This is a genomic window from Actinoplanes hulinensis (genome assembly GCF_019429605.1).
GTDB lineage: Bacteria > Actinomycetota > Actinomycetes > Mycobacteriales > Micromonosporaceae > Actinoplanes > Actinoplanes campanulatus.
Window position 1 is genome coordinate 187,619 of record NZ_JAHXZI010000004.1, and the last position, 21,951, is coordinate 209,569.

Genomic DNA, 21,951 nt, shown 5'->3' on the forward strand with positions numbered 1-21,951 from the left:
TCCTTTCGGGTTCAGCCCTTGACGGCGCCGGCCGTCAAACCGGTGGCGATGTTGCGCTGGATCAGGAGGAAGAACACCACCACCGGGATGGAGGTGATGATCGCACCGGCCATGAGGGGACCCCATGCGGTGCCACGTTCGGTCTGGTTGTAAAGCAGCCAGGCCATCAGGTTCTGGTTCTTCGGATCGTTCAGCGTGTTGATGATGATGAATTCGTTCCACGCCTGGATGAACCCGTAGACCGAGGTGGCGACGAGACCGGGACCGGTGAGCGGCAGAATGATCCGCCAGAACACCTGGGCCCGGGTACAACCGTCGATCATCGCGGCCTCGTCCAGCTCCCGCGGGATGCCGGAGATGAAGCCACGCAGTGTCCACACCGTGTACGGCAGCAGCAGCACCAGGTAGACCAGCGCCACGCCGACGAGCGAGTTGGTGAGGTTCGCGCTCTGGAGCATCAGGAACAGCGGGATGAGCAGGGCCAGGAACGGCACCAGCTGGACCGCCAGGACGACCAGGATGATCGCCTTGCGGCCGTAGAAGCTGAACCGGGCGATCGCGAGCGCCGCGAGGAAGCCCACGACCAGCGCCGCGGCCACCGCCATCGCCGTGATGATCAGACCGTTGATCATGCTCGGGATGAACAGCTCCTCGCCGAGCGCGGACCTGAAGTTGTCCAGTGTGAAGTCGTGCGGCCAGAAGGTCGGCGTGAAGCTGCGGACCTCACTGTCCGGCTTGAACGCCGTGTTGAGTACCCAGTACACCGGGAAGATCATGATCAGACCGAAGACGATACCCGTGGCGTTCGCGAAGAACGTACCGGTGCGGCTGCGTCCGACGGTGATCACACCATCGTCATGGCGGGCCATCAGTCCACCTCTCCGATCTTGAACATCTGGCGGATGTAGAAGACCATCACGCCGAGCATCAGGAGCACGGTGATCACCGAGATCGCCGAGCCGTAGCTGTAGATGGAGCGCCCGAACGCCTGTGTGTAGGAGTAGGTCGCCAGGGTCTGGTAGACCGGCTCCGGGTGGCCGTCGCGCAGCGCCCAGTTCTGGGTGAAGAGGCCGAAGTTCCAGATCACCGACAGCGTGGTGACGATCATCAGCAGCGGCTTCAGGATCGGCAGGGTGATGTTGCGCAGCGACTGCCAGGGGTTGGCGCCGTCCACCGTGGCCGCCTCCAGGAGCTCCTTCGGCACCTGGGTGAGACCGGCGCTCAGCGAGATCGCCAGGAACGGGATGCCGGCCCAGACCACCAGCGCGGTGATCACCGCCCAGCCCTCCCACGGGTTGACGAACCAGCTGTGGGTGGCGTAGTCCAGCCCCAGCTTGGTGAGCACGTAGTTGAGGACGCCGAAGTCCGAGTCGGTCAGCCAGCGGAAGGACTGCGCGGCGACCAGCTGGGGCAGGGCCCAGACGAACATCATCGCGATCATCATGAACAACCGGACGCCGCGGGTGACCCGGCGCATGAGCAGCGCGATGCCCAGCCCGAGCAGCACCGAGAGGGTGACCGAGACGACCGTGAAACCCGCGGTCCGCGCGACGACGCCCCAGAAGACGCTGTCGGTGAGGGCCTTCGTGTACTGGTCGACGCCGGCCCACGGCGGGGTGGCGCCGGAGAACAGCTCCCGCAGCCGCATGTTCTGGAAGGACAGCACGATCATGCGGTAGAGCGGGTAGCCCAGCATCGCGATCAGGATCAGCAGCGTGGGCAGGGAGAGCAGCCAGGCGACACCGGAGTCGCGCTGGCCACGGGTGCGCACCCGCTTGGCGGGCTTGGGCGGCGTGGCCTGCGGCGCCTGTGCCGGGGCGGGCCGGGAGTCGACGGCGTGCATCATGATCCTCCAGTGCGGTGTGCCGCCCGCCCGACGGCGGGCGGCACATGCGTCATCAGGCCTCGTTGAGCGTGGCGGCGATCTGCTCGTCAGCCCACTTGGCGCCGTCGGCCACCGTCTTCTTGCCGGTGAGGATGTCGGTCAGCATGGTCTGAAGGATGTTGCCCTTCTCCACGTCGGCCCACTTCTCGGCGTTCGGCGGGAACCAGCTGTTCTTCGCGGACAGCGCGGCCGGCGCGATCTTCGGGTTGTCCGTGGCGGCCTTGTCCAGCAGCGCGGTCGCGTTCGGCAGCGCGCTGGCCTTGATCAGGCCCTCCATCGACTTGCTGTCGGTGAAGTACTTGACCCACTGAGCGGCGAGCTCCTTGTTGGCGCTCTTCGCGGTCACACCCAGGTTGGAGCCACCGAGGAAGGACGGCACCTCGGGCAGCGGGGCGGCCGCCAGCTTGCCCTTGACCTTGGTCGGGACCAGCTCGGAGTTCGGGTCGTTCGGGTCCTTGCGGACCTCCTCGGCGACACCCTGCTCCCAGGCGTTGCCGTAGAAGATGCCGCCCGAGCCCTGCGAGAAGATGCCGGCCTGCTCGTTCTCGTTCTTGGTGACGTCAGCCTTCGAGTACTTCTTGACCATGTCGACCCAGCGCTGGAGGCCCTCCTGCGACTGCGGGCTGGAGAGCTGGCCGACCCACTTGTCGCCGTCCTTCTTGGCGATCTCGCCACCGGTCGACTTGACCCAGGACATGGCCGCGTACCAGTACTGGCCCGGCATGTAGATCGCGCTGAACTTCTTGTCGGCCGCGTTGCCCGCCTGGAGCTTGTCGGCCGCGGAAAGGAGGTCAGCGTAGGTCTTCGGGGCCTCGGTGACGCCGGCCTTCTCGAAGAGGTCGGTGCGGTAGATCATCACGCGGGCGCCGGCGTAGTAGGGCACGCAGTAGGTCTTGCCCTCGGACTCACATGCGCCGGAGAGGCCGGACAGCCAGGTGCCGGAGTTCTCGAAGTCACCCTTGTTCAGCTCGGAGAAGCCGCCGGAGAAGACGTACTTGGAGAACTCGGTGTTGCCCAGCTCGACGACGTCCGGGACGTCCGAGCCGGCCAGCGTCGCGTCCAGCTTGGTGAGGTGGTTGGCCCACTGCTGGTACTCGACGTTCACCTGCGCGCCGGTGGCCTCGGTGAACCGCTTGGAGGCGTCCTCGACGACGTTCTTCCAGCTGGTCTCGGCATCGACCATGAGCCAGACCTTGATGGTCTTGCCCTTGCCGTCGACCGTGCCGTTGGCCGAGGTCGCACCCTCGTCGCTGCCGGAGTTGCCGCAGGCGGCCGCACCGAACAGCGACGCGGCGAGCGCCGCCGCGACCGCGATCTTGCGCTTCACATTTCCTCCCGAGGGGATTTCATACTTTGTAAGGGTTCAGCTGTCTTTCGCGGCCTTGTGCCCGTGCACCGCCTGAGCGGTGCGCTGGAACGCGGCGTGCGATCGTTCGTGGGTTCGTTGCGCGACGGCGACGTACAGCAGGTCGAGAACGACCAGCTGGGGGTGGCGGGCGCTGAGCGCGTCCGGCCGGAAGGTCGTCGCCTGCGTGGCGGTGAGCAGGACGATGTCCGCGAGCTCGGCCAGTGGGGAACGGGGGAAACTGGTCAGCGCGATCGTGGTGGCGCCCCGGCTGTTCGCCTCGGCGAGCAGCTCGATCGTCTCGCCGGTCTCGCCACTGTGCGAGATGCCGAGCGCGACGTCGCCGGGCCTCGACAAGGCGGCGCTGGCCAGACCGTTGTGCACATCGGTCCAGGCCCACACCGGAATGCCGATGCGGTGCAGACTGAACTGCATCTCCTCGCCGACCAGCGCGCTTCCGCTGGCGCCGAAGATGTTCACCCGTGGCGCGGCGGCGATCGCCACCGCGGCCCGCTCCACCTCGCCCAGGTCGAGCAGTGTGGCGGTGTCGTGCATGGCCCGCGTGTCGGCCGCCATGATCTGGCCGAGGACCCGCTCGAGCGGGTCGTTCGGCTGGATCTCCCGGCCGATGTCCACGGTCCAGCCGGCCGAGCGGGCCCGGCCGGTCTCCGCCGCGATGCCGAGGCGAAGGTCCGCGTAACCGTCGAAGCCGACCGCCCGGCAGAACCGGGTGATCGTGGCGGGCGAGGTGCCGCTGCGCTCGGCCAGCTCGACGATGGTGGCCCGGGAGGCCGCGGCGGGGTCGGCGAGCACCTGCTCGGCGACCCGTTGCAGCGCACCGGTGAAGTCCGGCAGCAACGTCCTGACCCTCGCGAGCACCCCGTCGATGGGCGGATGGTCCACGCCGTTCGATCCGGTGGTGCGCCCGCCCCCGTGGTCGCTCCCGTTGCTCCTGTTCAGAGCGGCGTGGGCGCGAACCAGCGACGGGGTCACCGCGGTCCACGCGGTGCCGTCCATCTCCGGCTCAGCCATCGGTCACCCTTTCAGGAAGGACTGTTTACTGTCGCGGTAAAAGTTCTTACTAACGCCCCCCTGCTGTCAAGGCTGTGAAGGAAGTTTTCAAACCGTTACCGGAGCAGGCCGAATGAACTGATGTTTCCGAGGGGGCGGATGACCAACATCGATCCACAAATGGCCGATTCGACGTGACCGCCATCACATGTCCGAATTTCGCCGCTTTTTCGTCGGCCGAACGACCCATCCGAGCTAGGCCATTTCGGCGAGGCGCGATCATCCGATCGCCCGGTCTCCATGACGCGCTGAAACCTTGGCGTCACACAGGAAACATGATCAAAAAAATTTCCGGTACGCCGTACGCGCTGCGCCGTGGAAGCATGGGGGTAATTGCTCTCATTTCAGGAGAAATAGGCATGCGATGGTTCCCGGTGATCGTCATGGCGGTCCTGGCTTTCCCCGGTCCCGCCCAGGCGAAGGTCACCTTCGACTTCGGCACCAACACCGGTTTCGTGGACGCCGAGGACGTTCGCCGGGCCTTCGACTGGGACGCCGCCACCCTGCGGGCCGAGGCGAAGCGCCTGGAGTTCGAGCACGTGAAGCTGGTTCAGGACAGCTACGCGGTGGTGTGCGGCGGGGCCGGCGCCCGCCCGGTCCGGGCCGTCCACACCGCCCAGGACGCGAAGGAGTTCCTCACCGTCAAGGTGGTCCGCCGGACGGGCACGCGAGAGGTCACCGGCTTCCGGATCGTCCGGGCCTACGCCGGCATCTCCGGCACCACGGTCCCCCCGGAGCCGGGCACGCCGTGTCCGGAGCCGAAGCCGGACGAGAAGGTCCGCACGTCCCGGCTCGTGTCGACCACGGTCACCACCACGCTCGTCGTGAAGTCCGGCCCGGACCGCGTGGAGCTCTACCAGGTCCGGACCGGGCCGCCCGTCCCCGCGCCGGCGGTGTCACAGCCGGCTCCCGCCTCCGCCGCGTCACGGCCGTCTCAAGCCTCCGCCGCGTCGCCGCCGACCCGAGCCTCCGCCGCGTCGCCGCCGACCCGAGCCTCCGCCGTGTCGTGGACCGCCTGAGCGAAGACCTCGGAGCGGTGCTCGAAGTTGCGGAAGCGGCCGTAGCTGGGCGCGGCCGGGGACAGCAGCACCACTCCCCCGGCCGGGGTGATCTTGCGAGCCAGGCGGACGGCGTCGGCCAGGTCCTCGGCCGGTTCGGTGCGGACCCGGGGCAGGCGGGCCAGCGCCTCCAGGATGCGGGGGCCGCTGTCCGGCAGGCCGATCACGGTGAGTTCCCGGTCGGCCAGAAAGTCACGTAACGGTGAGTAGTCGAGGCCGCGATCGTTTCCACCGACGAGCACGGTGAGTGGCCGATTCTCGTACGCCTCGATGGCGTGCACGGTGGCGTACGGGCTCGTCGAGAGGGTGTCGTCGACGAACGTCAGCCCGGACGGGTCCTCGATCTCGGTGAGCCGGTGCGGCAGACCCGGGAAGGACCGGACCGCCGCCTCGACGACCGCCCGCTCCGCCTCCACGTCCACGCCCATGCCGTCCAGCACGGCCAGCGCGACGCACAGGTTGCCCTCGTTGTGCCGGCCCTTGAGCCGCAGCGCGTCGCGCGGGAACAGCGGCTCGTCACTGCACCAGACCTGCCCGTCCTCGACCCGGAACCGGGAGTCCGCGGCGGCCGCCGGCACCGGCGGGAACCGGCCCGCGTCGGTGACCCCGCGGATCTCGTCGCGCAGCCGCCTGTCGGTCCCGTTGACCACGATCAGCTCCGGGCCGTGCCGGAGGATGTTCAGCTTGTCCCGGTAGTACTCCCGCTCGCCGCCGTGCGCGTCCAGGTGCTCCGGGAAGAGCGAGGTGACCACCGCCACCCGCGGCGAGTCGGTCAGGTCGGCGCACTGGTAGCTGGACAGCTCCAGCACGTACAGCTCGGCCTCGGGCATGTCGAGCAGCGGCACCCCGATGTTCCCGCCGTACGCGTTGGGCCGCCCGACCGCCGCCAGCAGATGGCTGATCAGGCTGGACGTCGTGCTCTTGCCCTTGCTGCCGGTGACCCCGACGGTCTTCGCGGCGTGCTCGGCCATCCACAGCGCGCTGCCGCCGGTCACCGTGATCCCGCGCTCACGCAGCTCGACCATGAACGGGTGGGTGGACGGCACCCCGGGCGACCGGACCACCACGTCGGCGCTGGCCAGGGCCGCGAAGGCGTGCTCGCCACCGGCCAGCGGCGCCAGCCCGGCCAGTTCGCCGGTCCACTCCACGGACAGATAATTGGCGCTGTCGTCCACCGCGATCAGGCGGGACGGCTGATGGCGGGCGATCGCGGTCACCGCGGCCCGGCCCTCCCGGCCGGTCCCCCAGACCGCCACCGAACGGCCGCGCAGGTCTGCCAGGCGCACGTCGTCTCCCCGCTTCGCGTCGAACCTCGTCGGACCGAACTAATATTGCCCCTCGGTCATAGGCAAGGAGACTCCGGGTGCGGTTCGACGTCATGCAGTTCCCCTCGTACACGTTCGATCCGGTGACGGGCGTGGCGACGTTCGACTACCTGCTGGACGGGCCGGAGCCGCTGCGCTTCACCGAGACGATCACGCTGCCGGTGCCGGCCGACCCGGCCGTGCCGGAGGCTCTGACCCGGGTGCTCGACCTGCTGCACGTGGTGGCCGGGGTGAGCTATTTCAAGGTCGGCGCGCCGGCCCGGGTGGTCGCGCCCAAACCCGTGCCGCCCCAGGTCACCGATTTCCTCACGGCCGTCTACACCAAGGGCATGGCGGAGTACGCGTACCGCAACCAGCTTCCGCACGTGCTGGAGCTGACCGTGGAGGCCCCGGGGGTGATTCCGGCCGCCGAGCCCACCGGGATCACCGGTGGCCGGCCGCTCTCCGCCGTCGGCGGCGGCAAGGACTCGATCGTCACCCTGGAAATCCTGCGCGCCGCCGGGCTCGACCCGGTGCCGTTCTCGGTCAACCCGAACCCGGTGATCGAGAAGGTGAACGCCGCCTCCGGCCTGCCCGCGCTGGCCGCCCGCCGCAGGCTGGACCCGCGGCTCTTCGAGCTCAACAAGGCCGGGGCGCTGAACGGCCACATCCCGGTCACCGCGATCAACTCGCTGATCGCCGTCGCCACCGCGGTCTGGCACGGGCTCGGCCCGGTGGTGATGTCGAACGAGCGGTCCGCCTCCGACCCGAACCTGATCTGGAACGGCCACGAGGTGAATCACCAGTGGTCCAAGGGCGTCGAGGCGGAGGGGCTGCTGCGGGCCGCCGTGGCGGCGTACGCGGGACTGTCCGACCCGTATTTCTCACTGCTGCGCCCACTGTCCGAACTGCACATCGCCCAACTGTTCGCCGGTCACACTGCGTACGATGATGTTGTTACGAGCTGTAACAAGGCTTTCAAGTTGCACGACCCGACGACCCGCTGGTGCGGTGACTGTCCGAAGTGCCGGTTCGTCTTCCTGGCGATGGCCCCGCACATGTCCCGGGAGCGGCTCGCGCACATCTTCGGGCGGGACCTGTTCACCGACCCGTCCCAGACGGCCGGGTTCCTGGAGCTGCTCGGCATCGACGCGCACAAGCCGTTCGAGTGCGTCGGCGAGGCCGAGGAGTGCCTGGTCGCCCTCGCCATGCTGACCGACGGCGCGCCGGTCCTGGCCGAGCTCCGCGCCGCCGTGCCAGCGACGGCGTGGGCCGAGGTCTCCCACTCGGACGTCTTCACCCCCGGCGGCCCGAACCACGTGCCCGCCGCCTACCGCAAGATCCTCGACGAGGCGCTCGCCGGATGAGCGAGATCTACGTGGGAAACGCCGACCCGGACGCGCTCGCCGACCGGGGCTGGCTGCTGGGGCACTTCAAGCCGGAGGGCGACCCCCGGCACAGCACCGACGTCGAGATCAAGTGGGGCCGGCATCCGCGGGGCGACCGGCGGGCCGAGTGGGTCCGCGGCGAGGACCGGACCGCACTGCTGGTGCTGATCAGCGGCTGCTTCCACATGGAGTTCCCGGAACGCACGGTCGTCCTCGACAAACAGGGCGACTACGTGGTCTGGCCGCGCGGCGTCGACCACTCCTGGTTCGCCGCCGAGGAGTCGGTGGTGCTCACCGTCCGCTGGCCGTCCGTCCCGGGCTACGCCGTCCGCTGACGGCCGCTGACGGCGTACCAGAAATGGGGTTATTCGGGCGCGTCGTGATGGATGCGCGCGGCATCCACGCCGAGCCGGTGCAGCGCCGCGCCGGTGCTGGTCAGCATGAGCGGCGGCCCGGCCACGTAGACCTCGAAGCGGGACCACTCGCCGAAGGCGGCGACCACGTCGGTGACCAGGCCGGACTCGTAGGGCCCGGGATCGCCCTCGGCCACCACCGGGACCACCGCGGCACGCGGCGCCTGGGCGGCCAGCTCGGTGAGGGCCTCGATGTCGTACAGCTCGGTCCGGTCGCGGACGCCCCAGAACAGCACGGCCGGCCGGGTGTCGCCGGTGGCGACCATCTCGGCGAGCATGGCCTTCATCGGGGCCACACCGGTGTCGCCGGCGATCATGAGGATGCCGCGGCCCGGTTCGGCGGGGAGACCCATGTCGCCCTCGGCACGGCTCAGGCGGACCAGGTCGCCTTCGCGGGTGTGGTGGACGAGGGTGCCGCTGACGCCGGTCTCCGTCTTCGCCCGCACGTGCAGCTCGATCAGCTCGTCCCGGTGCGGGGCGCCGGCCAGCGAGTAGGGCCGGCGGATCCCCGGCACGGCGTCGACCTCGACCCGGGTGTACTGCCCGGGGCGGAACGGCATCGGCAGCGACGGCCGCAACGTGATCACCGCGAGGTCCTGGCGGCGCACGTCGTGCTCCATCACCTCGGCGGGCCATGCGCTCGGCTGGTACGCGGCGAGCGTGCCCCCGTGCACCAGCCACTCGTAGATGTGCTGCCACGTCCAGCGCCAGGCCTGGTCGAAGTCCTGCCGCCAGGCGCCCGGGGCCATCCCCGCGCGCATCGCCTCGGCCAGCGCGGCGCCGACCACCCGGAGCCGGGTCCACGGGATGCCGCACTCGGCCAGCACCGCACCGAGCTGAATGCAGCCGGCGACCAGGGCGGGCGGGTCGTCCAGCCGGCGGACCAGCCAGCCGAGCGCGCGGACCAGCTGGGCGCGCTGTGTCTCCGGGGTGCCGGGGAGCGCTTCGAGCAGGGCCGGTTGCGCCTGCCGCAGGGCATGCCAGAGCCGGTCGGCGACCTCGTCGATGCCGCCGGCGGCGTCGAGGCTGGTACGGAGCAGCCCCTGGGTGTCGCGCAGCGCCTGACCGTCGGCCGGGTCGACGCCGTCGGGCCGGGGCGTGCCGCGTTTGCCGGGCACCCCGGGACGGCGGCGGCCCGGATGGCCACCGATCGTCTCCGGTGGCGGGAACTCGGTGCCGGGCCCGCCGAGCCGGCGGGCCGGGGCGACCGGCGGGATGTTCGGCACCGGGCCGGTCGGGCCGGACGGGACGGCCCCGATCGGTGGGATTCCCCGGTCGGGGCCGTAGCGGGCCTGGAAACCGGAGCGGCCGATCGTGTCGCCGGGATCGCCGCGCCAGAGCAGGCCTCCGCCGGGGTGGTGCGACGGGGGCACGTCGGTCTCCTCGTCGTCGGCCTTCTTCGGAACGGGGATCTCGGAGAGCGCGGCGTCGGCATCGGCCACTCCGGCGGCGGCGGCGTCCGGCGCGTTCTGGCGCAACCGGATGGCACGCAACAGGGCGAGCAGATGCGGATCCGACACGGATCACCCCCGGCGAACTCGACAAGGGTGACCCTACCCCGCGAATAATGCCGGTGTGCCAGCACTCAGTATCACCAGCCCGGACGATCCACGGATCGGCGACTATCTAGCCCTCACCGACGTCGAGCTGCGGACCCGGTGGGAACCCCCGAACGGTCTGTTCATCGCCGAGGGGGAGCTGGTCATCCAGCGGGCGCTGCGGGCCGGCTACCGGATGCGCTCGGCCCTGGTCGACGAGAAGCGCGCCGATCAGCTGACCGGGCTGCCGCCGGAGGCGCCGCTCTACACCGCTCCGCCGCCGGTGCTGGAGTCGATCACCGGGTTCCACGTGCACCGGGGCATCCTGGCGTCGTTCCACCGGCGGGAGCTGCCGGCGATGGAGGAGATGCTCGCCGGGGCGCGGAGCCTGGCCGTCCTGGAGGGGCTGAACACGCACACCAACCTGGGTGCGCTGTTCCGGAGCGCGGCGGCGCTCGGCATCGACGCCGTGGTCCTGTCGCCGAACTGCGCGGACCCGCTCTACCGCCGGGCGGTCCGGGTCAGCATGGGTGAGGTGTTCGCCATCCCGTACGCGAAGTCGGACGACTGGCCGGGCACCCTCAAGGCGATCCGGGCGGCCGGGTTCAGCCTGCTGGCGATGACGCCGGGCGAGGGCGCCGTCTCGATCGCCGACCTGACCCCGGCCCAGCGGGAGCGGCCCGCGCTGCTGCTCGGCGCGGAGGGGCCCGGGCTGACGCGTACCGCCCTGGAGGCGGCCGACGCCCGGGTGGTGATCCCGATGCACAACGGGGTCGACTCGCTGAACGTGGCGACCGCGGCGGCGATCGGGTTCTACGAGATCACGCGCTGACTCAGGAGCGGGGTACGAGGCGGCCGCCGGTCCAGGCGAGCCCCATTCCGGCGGCCAGAGCGAGCAGGGCGCCGACGGTCGGTACGGGCTGGTCCACGGACGTGCCCGCACCCATCGCCAGCGCCGCGAGCATCAGCAGCACCCCGTCGGCGGGGTTGACGAGTTTGGAACGGAACACCGCCCAGCCGAGCAGCAGCATCCCGGCGCCGCACACCGCCGCGGCGACGGTGAGCAGGCTGTCGACGTGCCCGGCGACCATCGGCGCGCTCGCCACCACGGCGTCCCCCGGCAGGGCCGCCACCGGCAGCAGCAGGGTGGCGCCGGCCAGCGCGATCAGCAGCCCGGCCAGGGCGCACCGCCGGGTACGGGACCCGGCGAGCAGCCCGGCCAGCGCGATCAGGGAGATCATGGCGAGCCACCCGGCGAGCAGGCCGACGGCGAGGGGGCCGGGTCCGCCCTGGACGTCGAGGGTGAGCCAGCCGTAGAACACCGCGGCGGCCGGGAGCGCCCACAGGGCCAGCCGCGCGTACCGGCGGACCGACCAGATCCAGACGGCGTCCCGCACCGGTAGAAGGTGGTGGGTGTCCGCCTCGGTCGTGGTGGGGGCGCCGACCCACGCCGGCGCGACCCGCAGGGGTCGGCCGCTCGCCGTCTGACGCTGGCTGCTGCTCATGGCTCCGCCTCGTTAGCTGGGGCAACAAGCCGAGCGGCCGGGGGCACCGGTCGGGAATCCTGCTGCGAAGCATGCCAAAGAGTCATCGCCGAATGCGGCTGATCTCACAAAAGCTGGAAAAGTCAGTGTTTTTCGATGTGCTGCACTCCGTCGTAGTCGGCCCCGCCGAGCGCCGCGCTCGGCGGGATCAGGTCGGGGGCGGGCAGTCCCGGCCGCCCGGAGGCCTCCGCCTCGGCCTTCCGCACCGCCTCGTCGACCCGCCGTGCCTCAGCCGCGGCGGCTTCGGCGGCGGCCGCCGCCTCCCGCTCGACGGCGCTGGCGTCCACGTCCGGCCGGGGTTCGTCGCCCACCATGCCCGCCAGGCCGCCGAGCGCCCCGCCCAGCCCCTCCAGCGCCCTGGTGAGCTCGGTCGGCAGGATCCACACCTTGTTGGCGGTGCCGTTGGCGATCTGCGGGAGCGATTGAAGGTACTGGTACGCGAGCACCTTCTGCGACGGATTGGCCTGGTGGATCGCGTCGAAGACGGTCCGGATCGCCTTCGCCTGGCCCTCCGCCTGGAGGATCCGGGCCTGCCGGTCACCGTCGGCGCGCAGCACGGCGGCCTGCTTCTCGCCCTCGGCCGTGAGGATCTGCGCCTGCTTGTGGCCCTCGGCATTGAGGATGGCGGCACGCCGGTCCCGCTCGGCGCGCATCTGCTTCTCCATCGAGTCGCGGATGCTCGGCGGCGGCTCGATCGCCTTGATCTCGACCCGGGTCACCTTGATGCCCCAGCGGCCGGTGGTCTCGTCCAGCACCCCGGACAGGTGCCGGTTGATCTCCTCGCGGCTGGTCAGCGCCCGCTCCAGGTCCAGCGAGCCGATCACGTTGCGCAGGGTGGTGACGGTCAGCTGCTCGATGGCCTGGAGGAAGTGGGAGATCTCGTAGGTCGCCCGAACCGGGTCGACCACCTTGAAGTAGAGCACCGTGTCGATCGAGACGACCAGGTTGTCCGAGGTGATCACCGGTTGCGGCGGGAAGGAGACCACCTGCTCACGCATGTCGACCTTGGTGCGCACCGAGTCGACGAACGGCACCAGCAGGTTGAGGCCGGGCGCGAGGGTGCGCTGGTACTTCCCCAGCCGTTCGACGACGTCCATCCGCTGCTGCGGGACGATCCGGACCGACTTGACGAGCGTGGTCACGACGAGCACGACGATGGCTATGACGAGGATCAGGACGATCTGTTCCATCAACCCACTCCTTCTATAGATCGGGCAGGTCGTCGTGCCACACCTGGACGGTCGCGCCACGCAGCCTGACGACCCGGACATGTGTCCCCGGAAGGAAGACCTCCTGGTCGTCGACCGAGCGGGCCTGCCACAGCTCGCCGTCGATCTTGACCATGCCGTGGTCGGCGGAGACCTCCTCCACCACGGTGCCGCGGGAACCCTCGATCGCCTCGATCCCGAACGGGCGCTCCCCAGTCTCCAGGGCGGGGCGGGCGTGCCGCATGATGATCGGGCGTAGCGCACCGACCGAGAGCCCGGACACCGCGGCGAAGACGATCACCTGAACCACCAGGTCCGCGCCGAGCGCGGCGGCACCGGCCGCGGCCAGGGCACCGGCGGCGAAGAAAATGACCAGAATCGTCGCGGTGAAGGCCTCGGCGATCGTCAGGACGACGGCGAGGACGATCCAGAGCACGGCTTCCACAACACCGATCGTGACACGTCCATGCACCCACGGCGACCGTAGCCGAATCCGGTTCAAACAGTTAGACCCATGAGTTCGCCGCAGGGGAGGGAACCCACCGTGACGCTGCTACCGGAGACCGTCCGCCGGATCGACGGGATCGCCGCCCGGGCACAGTCCACCGGCCGGGTGCCGTCGCTCGCCCTGGCCGTCGTCCGCGACCGCGCCGTCCTGCACTTCGCGGGCGCCGGCGAGCAGCCCCGCCCGGACCCGAAGACCCAGTACCGGCTCGGCTCGATCACCAAGACGATCACCGCGACCCTGGTGATGCAGCTGCGCGACGAGGGCTTCTTCGCCCTCGACGACCTGCTCTACCGGCACCTGCCGGGCACCCCGATCGGCGGCGTGACCCTGCGCCAGCTGCTCGGGCACGTCTCCGGACTGCAACGCGAGCCGGACGGCCCGTGGTGGGAGCGCAACCCCGGCGGCGACGTCGACAAACTGCTGGCCGAACTCACCTACGAGAAGCTGGCCGGGCCGCCGTACCGCCGCTACCGCTACTCCAACCTGGCCTACGGTCTGCTCGGCGCGGTCCTCGAACGGGTCACCGGCATGGGCTGGGCCGAACTCGCCGGCAAACGCCTCCTGGACCCGCTCGGCATGAAGCGCACCACCTACGCGCCGGTCGAGCCGTACGCCCGGGGTTATGTGGTGCAGCACGCCCTCGGCGGCGCCCTGCACGAGGAACCCCGCCCGGACACCGGCGCCATGGCGCCCGCCGGGCAGCTCTGGTCGACGGTCACCGACATGGCGAAATGGGCCGCCTTCCTGGCCGATCCGGCGCCGGCCGTCCTGGCCCGGGAGACGGTCGACGAGATGTGCACGCCGGTCGCCATCAGCGATCTGGAGTCCTGGACCGCCGGGCACGGCCTCGGCCCACAGCTGTACCGGGTCGGCGAGCGGGTCTACGCCGGGCACGGCGGATCGATGCCCGGCTACGTCGCGCACCTGGCCGTACACCGCCGCAGCCGGATGGGTGTCATCGTCTTCGCCAACGCCTACGGCCTCGACGGCACCAGCATCAAGGACGTCGGCCTGGAGGCTCTCACCGCGACCCTGGACACCGAGCCCACCCCCGTCCCCGCGTGGCGCCCGCCCGCGGCCCCCGAGGGCGAGGCCGCCGAGATCTGCGGCCGCTGGTGGTGGATGGGCCGCGAGTACTCGCTCCTCCCCGACGGCGACGCCCTCGTCATGACCGGCCCCAACCATCACACCCGCTTCGCGCGCGAGGCCCCGGACCGCTGGCGCGGCCTCTCCGGCGACAACGAGGGCGAGATCCTGCGCATCCTGCGCGACCCCGACGGCACGCCCGAACGCCTGGACATCGCCACCTTCCGCTACAGCCGCGCCCCCAGCCATCTGGCCTGAGGACCCACCCATCCCCGGTACGGACGTGCCCGTCCCCAACCGCAACCACCCCGTCCCGCCACCTCCGCGACCACCTGCCCACTCCCGCCCGTGCCGCCCCACCGGGCTGAGCTGCCCACTCACCCCACTCACCCCACCCCACTCACCGCACTCACCCCACCTCCCGCGATCTTGGACGATTCCCCACCGCAATCGGTGGCAAGACGCCCAAGATCGCCGAAGCGCCTGGCAGGCCGACGGCAACGCGCTGAGCGCGCCTCCCCGCGGTCCTCGATCTCGGACGATCGACCACCGCCACCGGTGGCAAGACGCCCAAGATCGCCGAAGCGCCTGGCAGGCCGGCGGCAACGCGCTGAGCGCGCCTCCCCGCGGTCCTCGATCTCGGACGATCGACCACCGCCACCGGTGGGAAAGCGTTCAAGATCGCGGGAGGGTGCCTGCGGCTGCGGCTGCGGCTGCGGCTGCGGCTGCGGCTGCGGCTGCGGCTGCGGGGGCGGAGGCGGAGGCGGTGGTGGGTGTGGTGGGTGTGGTGGGTGCGGTGGGGGTGGTGGGTGCGGTGGTGGTGGTGGTGGGTGTGGTGGGGCGGTGGGATAGGCCGAGGGTTAGGCCGGCGGCCACCGTGGCTATGCCGAGCCAGACCAGGGGGGCCGGGGACGGGGCGCCGAGGGCCATGCCGGTGGCGGCGGCCGCGACCGGGGCAACGCCGGTGAGCAGGCCGGCGGGGCCGGAGCCGATGCCGGCCACGCACGTGTACCAGAGCAGGAACGCGACGGCCGTGACCAGGACGGCCAGGTAGGCGCCGGCGAGGACGTCGTCGAGGTGGAGCCGGGTGACCGCGCCGGGACCCTCGACCGTGAGGCCGATCGCGGCGAACACGGCGGCGCCCAGCCAGGTGGCGTGCACGGAGACGCCGAGCGGCCCGTGCCGGCCGAGCACCGGCACCGCGAGCAGGGTGAAGGCGGCCTCGCAGGCGAACGTCACGGCCGCCCAGGCCACGCCGGTCGCGTCGGTACGGCCGAGCCCCTGCACCAGCGCAGCGCCGGCGGTCACCACCACGGCGGCGGCCAGCACCCGGGCGGCCGGGCGACGGCCCTCCAGGAGCGGGCCGAACGCGGCGAGGACGATCGGCACGCAGGCCACGGCGACGCCGATGACCGCGGGTTCGGCGTGCCGGGAGCCCTGGATCAGGGCGACGTTGAAGATCACCAGGCCGGTCAGGGTGACGCCGAGCAGCCAGAGCCATTCGGGGCCGCGGGGCCGGTGCACCGGGGTGCCGGCCCATCGGGCGTAGCCGAGCAGGAGCAGGCAGGCCACCCCGTACCGGGCGGCCTGCACGGTGAACAGCGGTGCGTCGGCGAGGTGGCCGGAGACCGCGACGCTGCCGCCGACGAAGACCATGCCGGCCGCCCCGGCCAGCCCGTAGCGCGCGGTCCGCGACAGGCGTGGCGGTGCGGCGGATTCCCGAACGGAGGGTGTCATGGACAGCATTGTTCCCCCGAGTATGGTCCGGTTCGAGGGCCAATTCGAGCGGGATGAGGTGGACCAATTTCCGGATCGGACTTTCTCCAGCTACGGGCCGGGGAGGCGCCGGCCAAAGGGCTGACCGCCTGGCTGACCGAGGGCCTGCGGGCGGCGATCACGGCCGGGCGGCTGGCGCCGGGCGCCCGGCTGCCGGCCACCCGTCTGCTCGCCGGGGAGCTGGGCGTCTCCCGGGGTGTGGTGGTGCAGGCCTACCAGCGGCTGGTCGACGAGGGGCTGGCCGGGGCGCGGACCGGGTCGGGCACGGTCGTCACCGGGCGCGGCACGGCGCTCGGGTCACGGCCGGCCGGGGACCGCCGGCGGACGCTGGACGAGCTACGGCTGCCGGTCTCCGCCCCGGACGGCGTCGACCTGGACCTGTCGCCGGGTGTGCCGGACCTGTCGGCGTTCCCCCGGGCGGTCTGGCTGCGGGCCGAGCGCGCGGTGCTGGACCGGATCACGGCCGCGGACCTCGGCTACGGCGACCCGGGTGGCACACCCCGGCTGAGAGCGGCGCTGGTCGCCTGGCTCACCCGTACGCGTGGGGTGCGCTCCGAAGCGGACGACGTGGTGGTCACCGCGGGCGTGGCGCAGGGGCTCGCCCTGGTCGCGCACGTCCTCAAGGCCCGGGGCGTCACGACGGTCGCGGTCGAGGACCCGGGGTCGCGGGGCGCCGCCGACCAGATGGCGTTCTGGGGCATGGCGCAGGTGGGGGTGCCGGTCGACGCGGACGGGATGCGGATCGGCGATCTGGTCGCGACCGGGGTCGGTGCGGCCGTGCTGACGCCGGCGCACCAGTTCCCGACCGGGGTGGTGCTGGCCCCGGACCGCCGCCGGGAGCTGCTGGCCTGGGCGGCCGGCGGCAACCTGGTGATCGAGGACGACTACGACGCCGAGCACCGGTACGACCGGGCGCCGGTCGCCGCGTTGCAGGGGTCGATGCCGGAGCGGGTGGCGTACCTCGGCAGTGTCTCCAAATCGCTGGCGCCGGCCATGCGGATGGGCTGGCTCATCGCCCCGCGCCCGATGCAGGCCGAGCTGCTCGCCACCAAGCACGCCAGCGACCTGGGCAATCCGGCGCTGCCGCAGCTGGTGCTGGCCGAGTTGCTGGCGTCCGGCGACTACGAGCGGCATCTGCGGGCGGTCCGGGCCCGCCAGCGGGCACGGCGGGACGCGCTGCTGGCCGGGTTGCGCGAGCATCTGCCGGGGTCGCGGGTGGCCGGGGTGGCCGCCGGGCTGCACCTGCTCGTGCTGCTGCCGGGGACGGCCGACGACGTGGAGGTGGCCGGGCGGGTCGCGGCCGCGGGCGTACTGGTGCAGCCTCTGACCTGGCACCGGCGCCGAACCGGACCGCCGGGCCTGGTGATCGGTTATGCCGCCCACCCGCCGGACCGCCTCGCCGAGGCCGCCCGCCGCATCGGAAGCGTGCTCAGTCCTCGAAGACCGTGACGAAGTCGATCAGCCGCTCCATCGAGTTGATCAGCGGTGTCTCGACGTCCCGGTAGGAGCTGACCGAGGCGAGGACGCGGCGCCACATGTCGGCCGGCTCCCGGACACCGACGGCCGCGCAGACGCCCTCCTTCCACGGACGGCCCGGCGGGATCACCGGCCAGGCGCGCAGGCCCACCCGTTCGGGCCGGACCGCCTGCCAGATGTCCACGTAGGGGTGACCGGTGACGAGCACGTTCGGGTCGGTCACCCGGGCCACGATCCGGCTCTCCTTGGACCCCGGGACGAGATGATCGACCAGTACGCCGAGCCGTCGCGCCGGTCCGGGCCGGAACGCGGCGACCGCGCCGGTCAGGTCGTCGATGCCGTCCAGCGGCTCCACGACGATGCCCTCGATCCGCAGGTCGTCGCCCCAGATCCGCTCCACCAGGGCGGCGTCGTGGATGCCCTCCACCCAGATCCGGCTGGCCTTCGCCACCTGGGCCTTCACGCCGTCGACGGCGACCGACCCGGACGCGGTGACCCGGCGCTGTTTCTCGATCCGGCCGGCGACCGGGCGGACCAATGTGACCGGACGGCCGTCCAGCAGGAACGCGGCCGGGGCGAGCGGGAAGTTGCGGCGCCTGCCGTTCCGGTCCTCCAGGACGACGGCGCCCAGCTCGAACCCGACGACCGCACCGCAGAACCCGGAATCGGCGTCCTCGACCACCAGATCCGGTTCGGCCTCCACCTCCGGTGTCACCTTCCGGCGGCGCCAGTCGCCCGCCAGCACATCCTCCCCATACATGTCCCGCACGGTAACGCGCGATCACTGACACACAGGCGGTGACGCTCCGAGCCGAGACAACTCTCCGCACCGGCACGTACCCTTGCTCGCATGTCACCCGCAGCCGATGCGGCCACCCGTACCGCACGCCGGTCCACCAGGTTCGTGGCCTGGGTGCGCGCCTGGCGCGCCGGCCTCGTCCCGTTCGACGAGCTGGCCGACGAGATCGCCGCGGACGAGGAGCACCTCGTCGCCGACGCCCCCGGCACCTGGACCGACGTCCCGCTGCCCCACGGCCTGCCGATCTTCGCGAAGCTGCACCCCGACGAGATCCGCCTGGTGCTGCCGGTGCCCGGTGACCCGCGCGGTCTGCCCGGCCCGGGCGACCTGACCGGGGCGGCGCTGCTGGCCGGCGAGGCGGTGATGACACCGTCGTTCGGTGTGGTGCCGGAGGTCCGCCGGCACACGTCCGGCTCGGGTGTGGAGTTCTCCACCGTGCTGTGGCGGGTCCACGAGGCGCCCGAGCACCGGCAGGTCTTCCAGATGGGCGCCGCCGAGGCCGAGGCGCAGCTGACCGCCGCGCTCGGCGAGGCCACCGCCCGGCTGACCCGGCTCGACGTGGCGCAGTGGAAACCGGAGCTGGCCGGCGCCCTCCAGGCGCTGCGCCGGCCGGAGAGCGCCGAGACCCTGCCGCCCGGGTTCGACCCGCGCTCGCGGCGGCTGTTCGCCCGGGCCAGCGTCCTGGACCAGGTCCTCGCCCTCGCCGAGACGAGCGCGCCGGGCGGCGCCGTGAACGGTTACGAGGCCCAGCAGCGTGACGAGGCCCTGCGCCCGCTGACCGCCGCCTGCCGCCAGGCCCTGGTGGCGGCCTGCAACTCCCCGTTGCGCCCGTGAGGCCGGCCCTCGACCGGCACGCGCACTGCAGTTTCTGCGGCGCCCGGTTCACCATCAATCAGCCGTGGCCACGCCGCTGCATGGCGTGCGGCGAGGTCAGCTATCTCAACCCCACCCCGGTGGCGGTGGCGGTGCAGCCGGTCGGCGCCGGCCTGCTGGCGGTCCGCCGCGGGATCGCGCCGGCTCGGGGGCGGCTCGCGCTGCCGGGCGGTTTCATCGACGTGGGCGAGACCTGGCAGGCCGCCGCGGTGCGGGAGCTGTTCGAGGAGACCGGGGTGGTGGCCGATCCGGGCCATGTCCGGCTGTACGACACGGTCAGCGCCCCCGACGGCACGGTCCTCATCTTCGGCCTGCTGCCGGCGATGCGCAGCCCCGCCGACCTGCCGCCGGAGCCGGACACCGAGGAGACGGTCCGGCGGGAGGTGCTCTACGGGCCGACCGAGCTCGGGTTCAGCATCCACACCGCGATCGCCACCCGGTTCTTCACCGAGCACGCCCGCTCAGTCGATCAGGTCCGCGCCGACTAGCTCGTCGAGAACCATCCTGATCGCGGGCGCGCACCGCCCGGCGTCGGCCGACGTGAACCAGCCGATCTCGGCGATCTCGTTGGCCGCCTTCGGCTCGCCGGGCTCGTCACTGGTGAAGCACACCAGGCGGACACGGGTGCCCGGCGGCCGGTTGTGGGCGGGCGCGTCGATCGTGATGAGGTGCCGCAGCCCGGCCGGGTCGACACTGATCCCGACCTCCTCGGACACCTCGCGGGCCGCCGCCCCGGCGTCGGACTCCCCCGGCTCGGGTTTGCCGCCGGGCAGGTAGAAGGCGTCCGACCCGGCGGCCCGGACCACCAGGACCCGCCGTTCGCGGACACACACCCAGGCCGCCGCGTCGATGACGCTCAAATCTCGTCGATCAGGTCGGCGACGGAGTTGATGATCCGGGACGGCCGGTACGGGTACGTCTCGCTCTCCATCCGGCTGCTGATCCCGGTGAGCACCAGGATCGTCTCCAGCCCGGCCTCCAGACCGCACAGCACGTCGGTGTCCATCCGGTCACCGATCATCGCGGTGGTCTCGCTGTGCGCGCCGATCGCGTTGAGCGCCGACCGCATCATCATCGGGTTCGGCTTGCCGACGAAGTACGGCTTCACGCCGGTCGCCTTGGAGATCATCGCGGCGACCGATCCGGCGGCCGGGAGCAGGCCCTCGTTCGACGGGCCGGTGGCGTCCGGGTTCGTGCAGATGAACCGGGAGCCGGCGCTGATCAGCCGGATCGCCTTGGTGATCGCCTCGAAGCTGTAGGTGCGGGTCTCGCCGAGCACCACGTAGTCGGGCTCGAACTCGGTGAGGATGTAGCCGGCCGCGTGCATGGCGGTGGTCAGGCCGGCCTCGCCGATCACGTAGGCGGTGCCGCCGGGCCGCTGGTCGGCGAGGAACTGGGCGGTGGCCAGCGCGGCCGTCCAGATCGAGGACTCGTCGACGTCGAAGCCCATCCGGTAGAGCCGGGCCTGGAGGTCGCGGGGCGTGTAGATGGAGTTGTTGGTGAGGATGAGGAACGGCTTGCCGCTCGCCTTCATCCGGTTGACGAACTCGGGCGCGCCCGGCACCGGCTCACCCTCATGGACGAGGACACCGTCCATATCGGTGAGCCAGCTCTCGATCGCCTTACGCTCCTTCATCAGGGTGCCTTTCGTCGCGCGGGTGGGGGGCAGCAGTCCGCGGGGCAGACGTCCCAGGTCGGCAGCGTACCGAGCGCTGGCCGTTCCTGATCATCGGTCCGCTCCTGGACGAGTTGCCGCACCATTGCGACGAACTCGGGATGAACGCCGGGCGTCGCCGCCCGGGCATAGCCGAGGCCGAGCCGCGTCGCGGTCTCCTTCGCCTCGTTGTCGAGGTCCCAGATGACCTCGAGATGGTCGGAGACGAACCCGATCGGGCTGACCACCACGTCGGTCACGCCCTTCTCGGCGAGCAGCGCGAGGTGATCGTTGATGTCCGGTTCCAACCACGGGATGTGCGGCGGGCCGGAGCGGCTCTGCCACACCAGGTCATAGCCCAGGTCGGCGGCGGCCGCCGCGTGCACCAGCCGGGCGGTCTCCTCCAGTTGAGCGGTGTACCGCCCGCCCTCGGGGCCGGCCGTCCTGGCCATGCTGACCGGGACGGAGTGGGCGGTGAAGACCAGGCGGGTGGAGGCCCGGCGGTCCGGGTCCAGCTTCCCCAAGGCTTCCCGTACGGCGGACACGTGCGGATTCACGAAACCGGGATGGTCGTGGAACTGCCGCAGCTTGGAGATCCGTGGGGCGCCCGGCCCGACGTGCGCCCGGGCCGCGGCGATGTCCTCCCAATACTGCCGGCAGGACGAATACCCGCCGTACGCGCTGGTGGCGAACCCGAGCGCGTGCTCGACCCCGTCGTCGCGCATCTGTGCCACGGTGTCGGCCAGCATCGGGTGCCAGTTGCGGTTGCCCCAGTAGGTGGGCAGGCTCACGCCGTGCGCCGCGAACTCGGTCCCGATCGCGGCGAGCAGGTCACGGCACTGCTGGTTGATCGGGGACACCCCGCCGAAGTGCATGTAGTGCTCGTACACCTCGGCGAGGCGCTCGTCCGGGACACCGCGCCCGCGGACCACGTTGCGCAGGAACGGCATCACGTCATCGGGCTTCTCGGGCCCGCCGAAGGAGAGCAGGACGAACGCGTCGTAAACCACGCGCCCATCCTGCCA

The 21,951-nt window shown here is 71.5% G+C and carries 22 protein-coding genes; 8 read left to right on the forward strand and 14 right to left on the reverse strand.

Annotated features, from left to right (window positions below; translation table 11 throughout):
* Positions 1-11: 11 nt before the first annotated feature.
* The 4 genes from KZ829_RS09285 to KZ829_RS09300 are packed head-to-tail and all read right to left on the reverse strand — an operon-like array spanning position 12 to position 4,262.
* Positions 12-869, reverse strand: coding sequence for a carbohydrate ABC transporter permease (locus KZ829_RS09285; protein WP_220143443.1), 858 nt, complete (start codon positions 867-869; stop codon positions 12-14).
* Positions 869-1,843, reverse strand: a complete 975-nt coding sequence (locus tag KZ829_RS09290) for a carbohydrate ABC transporter permease (protein ID WP_220143444.1) — start codon at positions 1,841-1,843, stop codon at positions 869-871. The genes KZ829_RS09285 and KZ829_RS09290 overlap by 1 nt, the downstream gene beginning before the upstream one ends.
* Before the next feature lie 55 nt (positions 1,844-1,898).
* Entirely contained in the window at positions 1,899-3,212 is a 1,314-nt protein-coding gene (locus KZ829_RS09295) for an extracellular solute-binding protein (protein ID WP_220143445.1), read from the reverse strand.
* 36 nt (positions 3,213-3,248) lie between these two features.
* The gene (locus KZ829_RS09300; RefSeq protein WP_220143446.1) at positions 3,249-4,262 is read right to left on the reverse strand and encodes a MurR/RpiR family transcriptional regulator; all 1,014 of its coding nucleotides are present in this window, start codon (positions 4,260-4,262) and stop codon (positions 3,249-3,251) included.
* Between the two features lie 398 nt (positions 4,263-4,660).
* Between KZ829_RS09300 and KZ829_RS09305 the strand changes: the two genes are divergently transcribed.
* On the forward strand, positions 4,661-5,320 hold the full coding sequence (locus KZ829_RS09305) for a hypothetical protein (RefSeq protein WP_220143447.1): 660 nt from the start codon (positions 4,661-4,663) through the stop codon (positions 5,318-5,320).
* On the opposite strand, the gene murD is transcribed toward KZ829_RS09305, so the two are convergent.
* Entirely contained in the window at positions 5,236-6,645 is a 1,410-nt protein-coding gene (gene murD, locus KZ829_RS09310; protein ID WP_220143448.1) for a UDP-N-acetylmuramoyl-L-alanine--D-glutamate ligase, read from the reverse strand. The genes KZ829_RS09305 and murD overlap by 85 nt on opposite strands.
* 92 nt (positions 6,646-6,737) lie before the next feature.
* Between murD and KZ829_RS09315 the strand changes: the two genes are divergently transcribed.
* Both KZ829_RS09315 and KZ829_RS09320 read left to right on the forward strand, forming a co-directional pair.
* Positions 6,738-8,030, forward strand: a complete 1,293-nt coding sequence (locus KZ829_RS09315; protein ID WP_220143654.1) for a MurL-like N-terminal domain-containing — start codon at positions 6,738-6,740, stop codon at positions 8,028-8,030.
* Positions 8,027-8,386 (forward strand): cupin domain-containing protein, encoded by a 360-nt coding sequence (locus KZ829_RS09320; RefSeq protein ID WP_220143449.1) that lies wholly within the window; start codon positions 8,027-8,029, stop codon positions 8,384-8,386. Before KZ829_RS09315 ends, KZ829_RS09320 begins: the two co-directional genes overlap by 4 nt.
* 29 nt (positions 8,387-8,415) lie before the next feature.
* Here the strand turns inward: KZ829_RS09320 and KZ829_RS09325 are convergent, their stop codons facing one another.
* Positions 8,416-9,984, reverse strand: a complete 1,569-nt coding sequence (locus KZ829_RS09325) for a flavohemoprotein (protein WP_220143450.1) — start codon at positions 9,982-9,984, stop codon at positions 8,416-8,418.
* A gap of 55 nt (positions 9,985-10,039) precedes the next feature.
* On the opposite strand from KZ829_RS09325, the gene KZ829_RS09330 reads away from it, so the two are divergent.
* A complete protein-coding gene (locus KZ829_RS09330) occupies positions 10,040-10,834 on the forward strand; it encodes a TrmH family RNA methyltransferase (RefSeq protein WP_220143451.1) in 795 nt (264 codons plus the stop codon).
* Between the two features lies 1 nt (position 10,835).
* On the opposite strand, the gene KZ829_RS09335 is transcribed toward KZ829_RS09330, so the two are convergent.
* The 3 genes from KZ829_RS09335 to KZ829_RS09345 all read right to left on the reverse strand — a co-directional run bounded on the left by KZ829_RS09335 (position 10,836) and on the right by KZ829_RS09345 (position 13,199).
* On the reverse strand, positions 10,836-11,507 hold the full coding sequence (locus KZ829_RS09335) for a hypothetical protein (RefSeq protein ID WP_220143452.1): 672 nt from the start codon (positions 11,505-11,507) through the stop codon (positions 10,836-10,838).
* Between the two features lie 122 nt (positions 11,508-11,629).
* On the reverse strand, positions 11,630-12,736 hold the full coding sequence (locus tag KZ829_RS09340) for an SPFH domain-containing protein (protein WP_220143453.1): 1,107 nt from the start codon (positions 12,734-12,736) through the stop codon (positions 11,630-11,632).
* A gap of 13 nt (positions 12,737-12,749) precedes the next feature.
* Positions 12,750-13,199: an NfeD family protein gene (locus KZ829_RS09345; RefSeq protein ID WP_220143454.1), complete on the reverse strand. Its 450-nt coding sequence runs from the start codon at positions 13,197-13,199 to the stop codon at positions 12,750-12,752.
* 99 nt (positions 13,200-13,298) lie between these two features.
* Here KZ829_RS09345 and KZ829_RS09350 point away from each other — a divergent pair, with 99 nt between their 5' ends.
* Positions 13,299-14,606 (forward strand): serine hydrolase domain-containing protein, encoded by a 1,308-nt coding sequence (locus KZ829_RS09350; protein WP_220143655.1) that lies wholly within the window; start codon positions 13,299-13,301, stop codon positions 14,604-14,606.
* Positions 14,607-15,023: 417 nt separating this feature from the next.
* Here the strand turns inward: KZ829_RS09350 and KZ829_RS09355 are convergent, their stop codons facing one another.
* Positions 15,024-16,085 carry a DMT family transporter gene (locus KZ829_RS09355; protein WP_220143455.1) on the reverse strand — a complete coding sequence of 354 codons (1,062 nt, stop codon included), beginning with the start codon at positions 16,083-16,085 and terminating at the stop codon, positions 15,024-15,026.
* Positions 16,086-16,217: 132 nt separating this feature from the next.
* On the opposite strand from KZ829_RS09355, the gene pdxR reads away from it, so the two are divergent.
* Positions 16,218-17,573: a MocR-like pyridoxine biosynthesis transcription factor PdxR gene (gene pdxR / locus KZ829_RS09360; protein WP_246635374.1), complete on the forward strand. Its 1,356-nt coding sequence runs from the start codon at positions 16,218-16,220 to the stop codon at positions 17,571-17,573.
* Here the strand turns inward: pdxR and KZ829_RS09365 are convergent.
* Entirely contained in the window at positions 17,554-18,360 is an 807-nt protein-coding gene (locus KZ829_RS09365) for a DUF3097 domain-containing protein (protein ID WP_220143456.1), read from the reverse strand. The genes pdxR and KZ829_RS09365 overlap by 20 nt on opposite strands.
* Positions 18,361-18,450: 90 nt before the next feature.
* Here KZ829_RS09365 and KZ829_RS09370 point away from each other — a divergent pair, with 90 nt between their 5' ends.
* Both KZ829_RS09370 and KZ829_RS09375 read left to right on the forward strand, forming a co-directional pair.
* Complete coding sequence (locus KZ829_RS09370; RefSeq protein ID WP_220143457.1) at positions 18,451-19,233, forward strand: Rv1486c family protein; 783 nt, start codon at positions 18,451-18,453, stop codon at positions 19,231-19,233.
* Positions 19,230-19,760, forward strand: a complete 531-nt coding sequence (locus tag KZ829_RS09375) for an NUDIX domain-containing protein (RefSeq protein ID WP_308285404.1) — start codon at positions 19,230-19,232, stop codon at positions 19,758-19,760. Before KZ829_RS09370 ends, KZ829_RS09375 begins: the two co-directional genes overlap by 4 nt.
* Here the strand turns inward: KZ829_RS09375 and KZ829_RS09380 are convergent.
* From KZ829_RS09380 to KZ829_RS09390, 3 genes are read right to left on the reverse strand one after another with little or no spacing between them, the layout of a single operon-like run.
* Positions 19,734-20,132 (reverse strand): NUDIX hydrolase, encoded by a 399-nt coding sequence (locus KZ829_RS09380; RefSeq protein WP_220143458.1) that lies wholly within the window; start codon positions 20,130-20,132, stop codon positions 19,734-19,736. The genes KZ829_RS09375 and KZ829_RS09380 overlap by 27 nt on opposite strands.
* Entirely contained in the window at positions 20,129-20,965 is an 837-nt protein-coding gene (locus KZ829_RS09385) for an HAD-IIA family hydrolase (protein ID WP_372453853.1), read from the reverse strand. The genes KZ829_RS09380 and KZ829_RS09385 overlap by 4 nt, the downstream gene beginning before the upstream one ends.
* The gene (locus KZ829_RS09390; RefSeq protein ID WP_220143459.1) at positions 20,908-21,936 is read right to left on the reverse strand and encodes a ferrochelatase; all 1,029 of its coding nucleotides are present in this window, start codon (positions 21,934-21,936) and stop codon (positions 20,908-20,910) included. Before KZ829_RS09390 ends, KZ829_RS09385 begins: the two co-directional genes overlap by 58 nt.
* Positions 21,937-21,951: the final 15 nt, after the last annotated feature.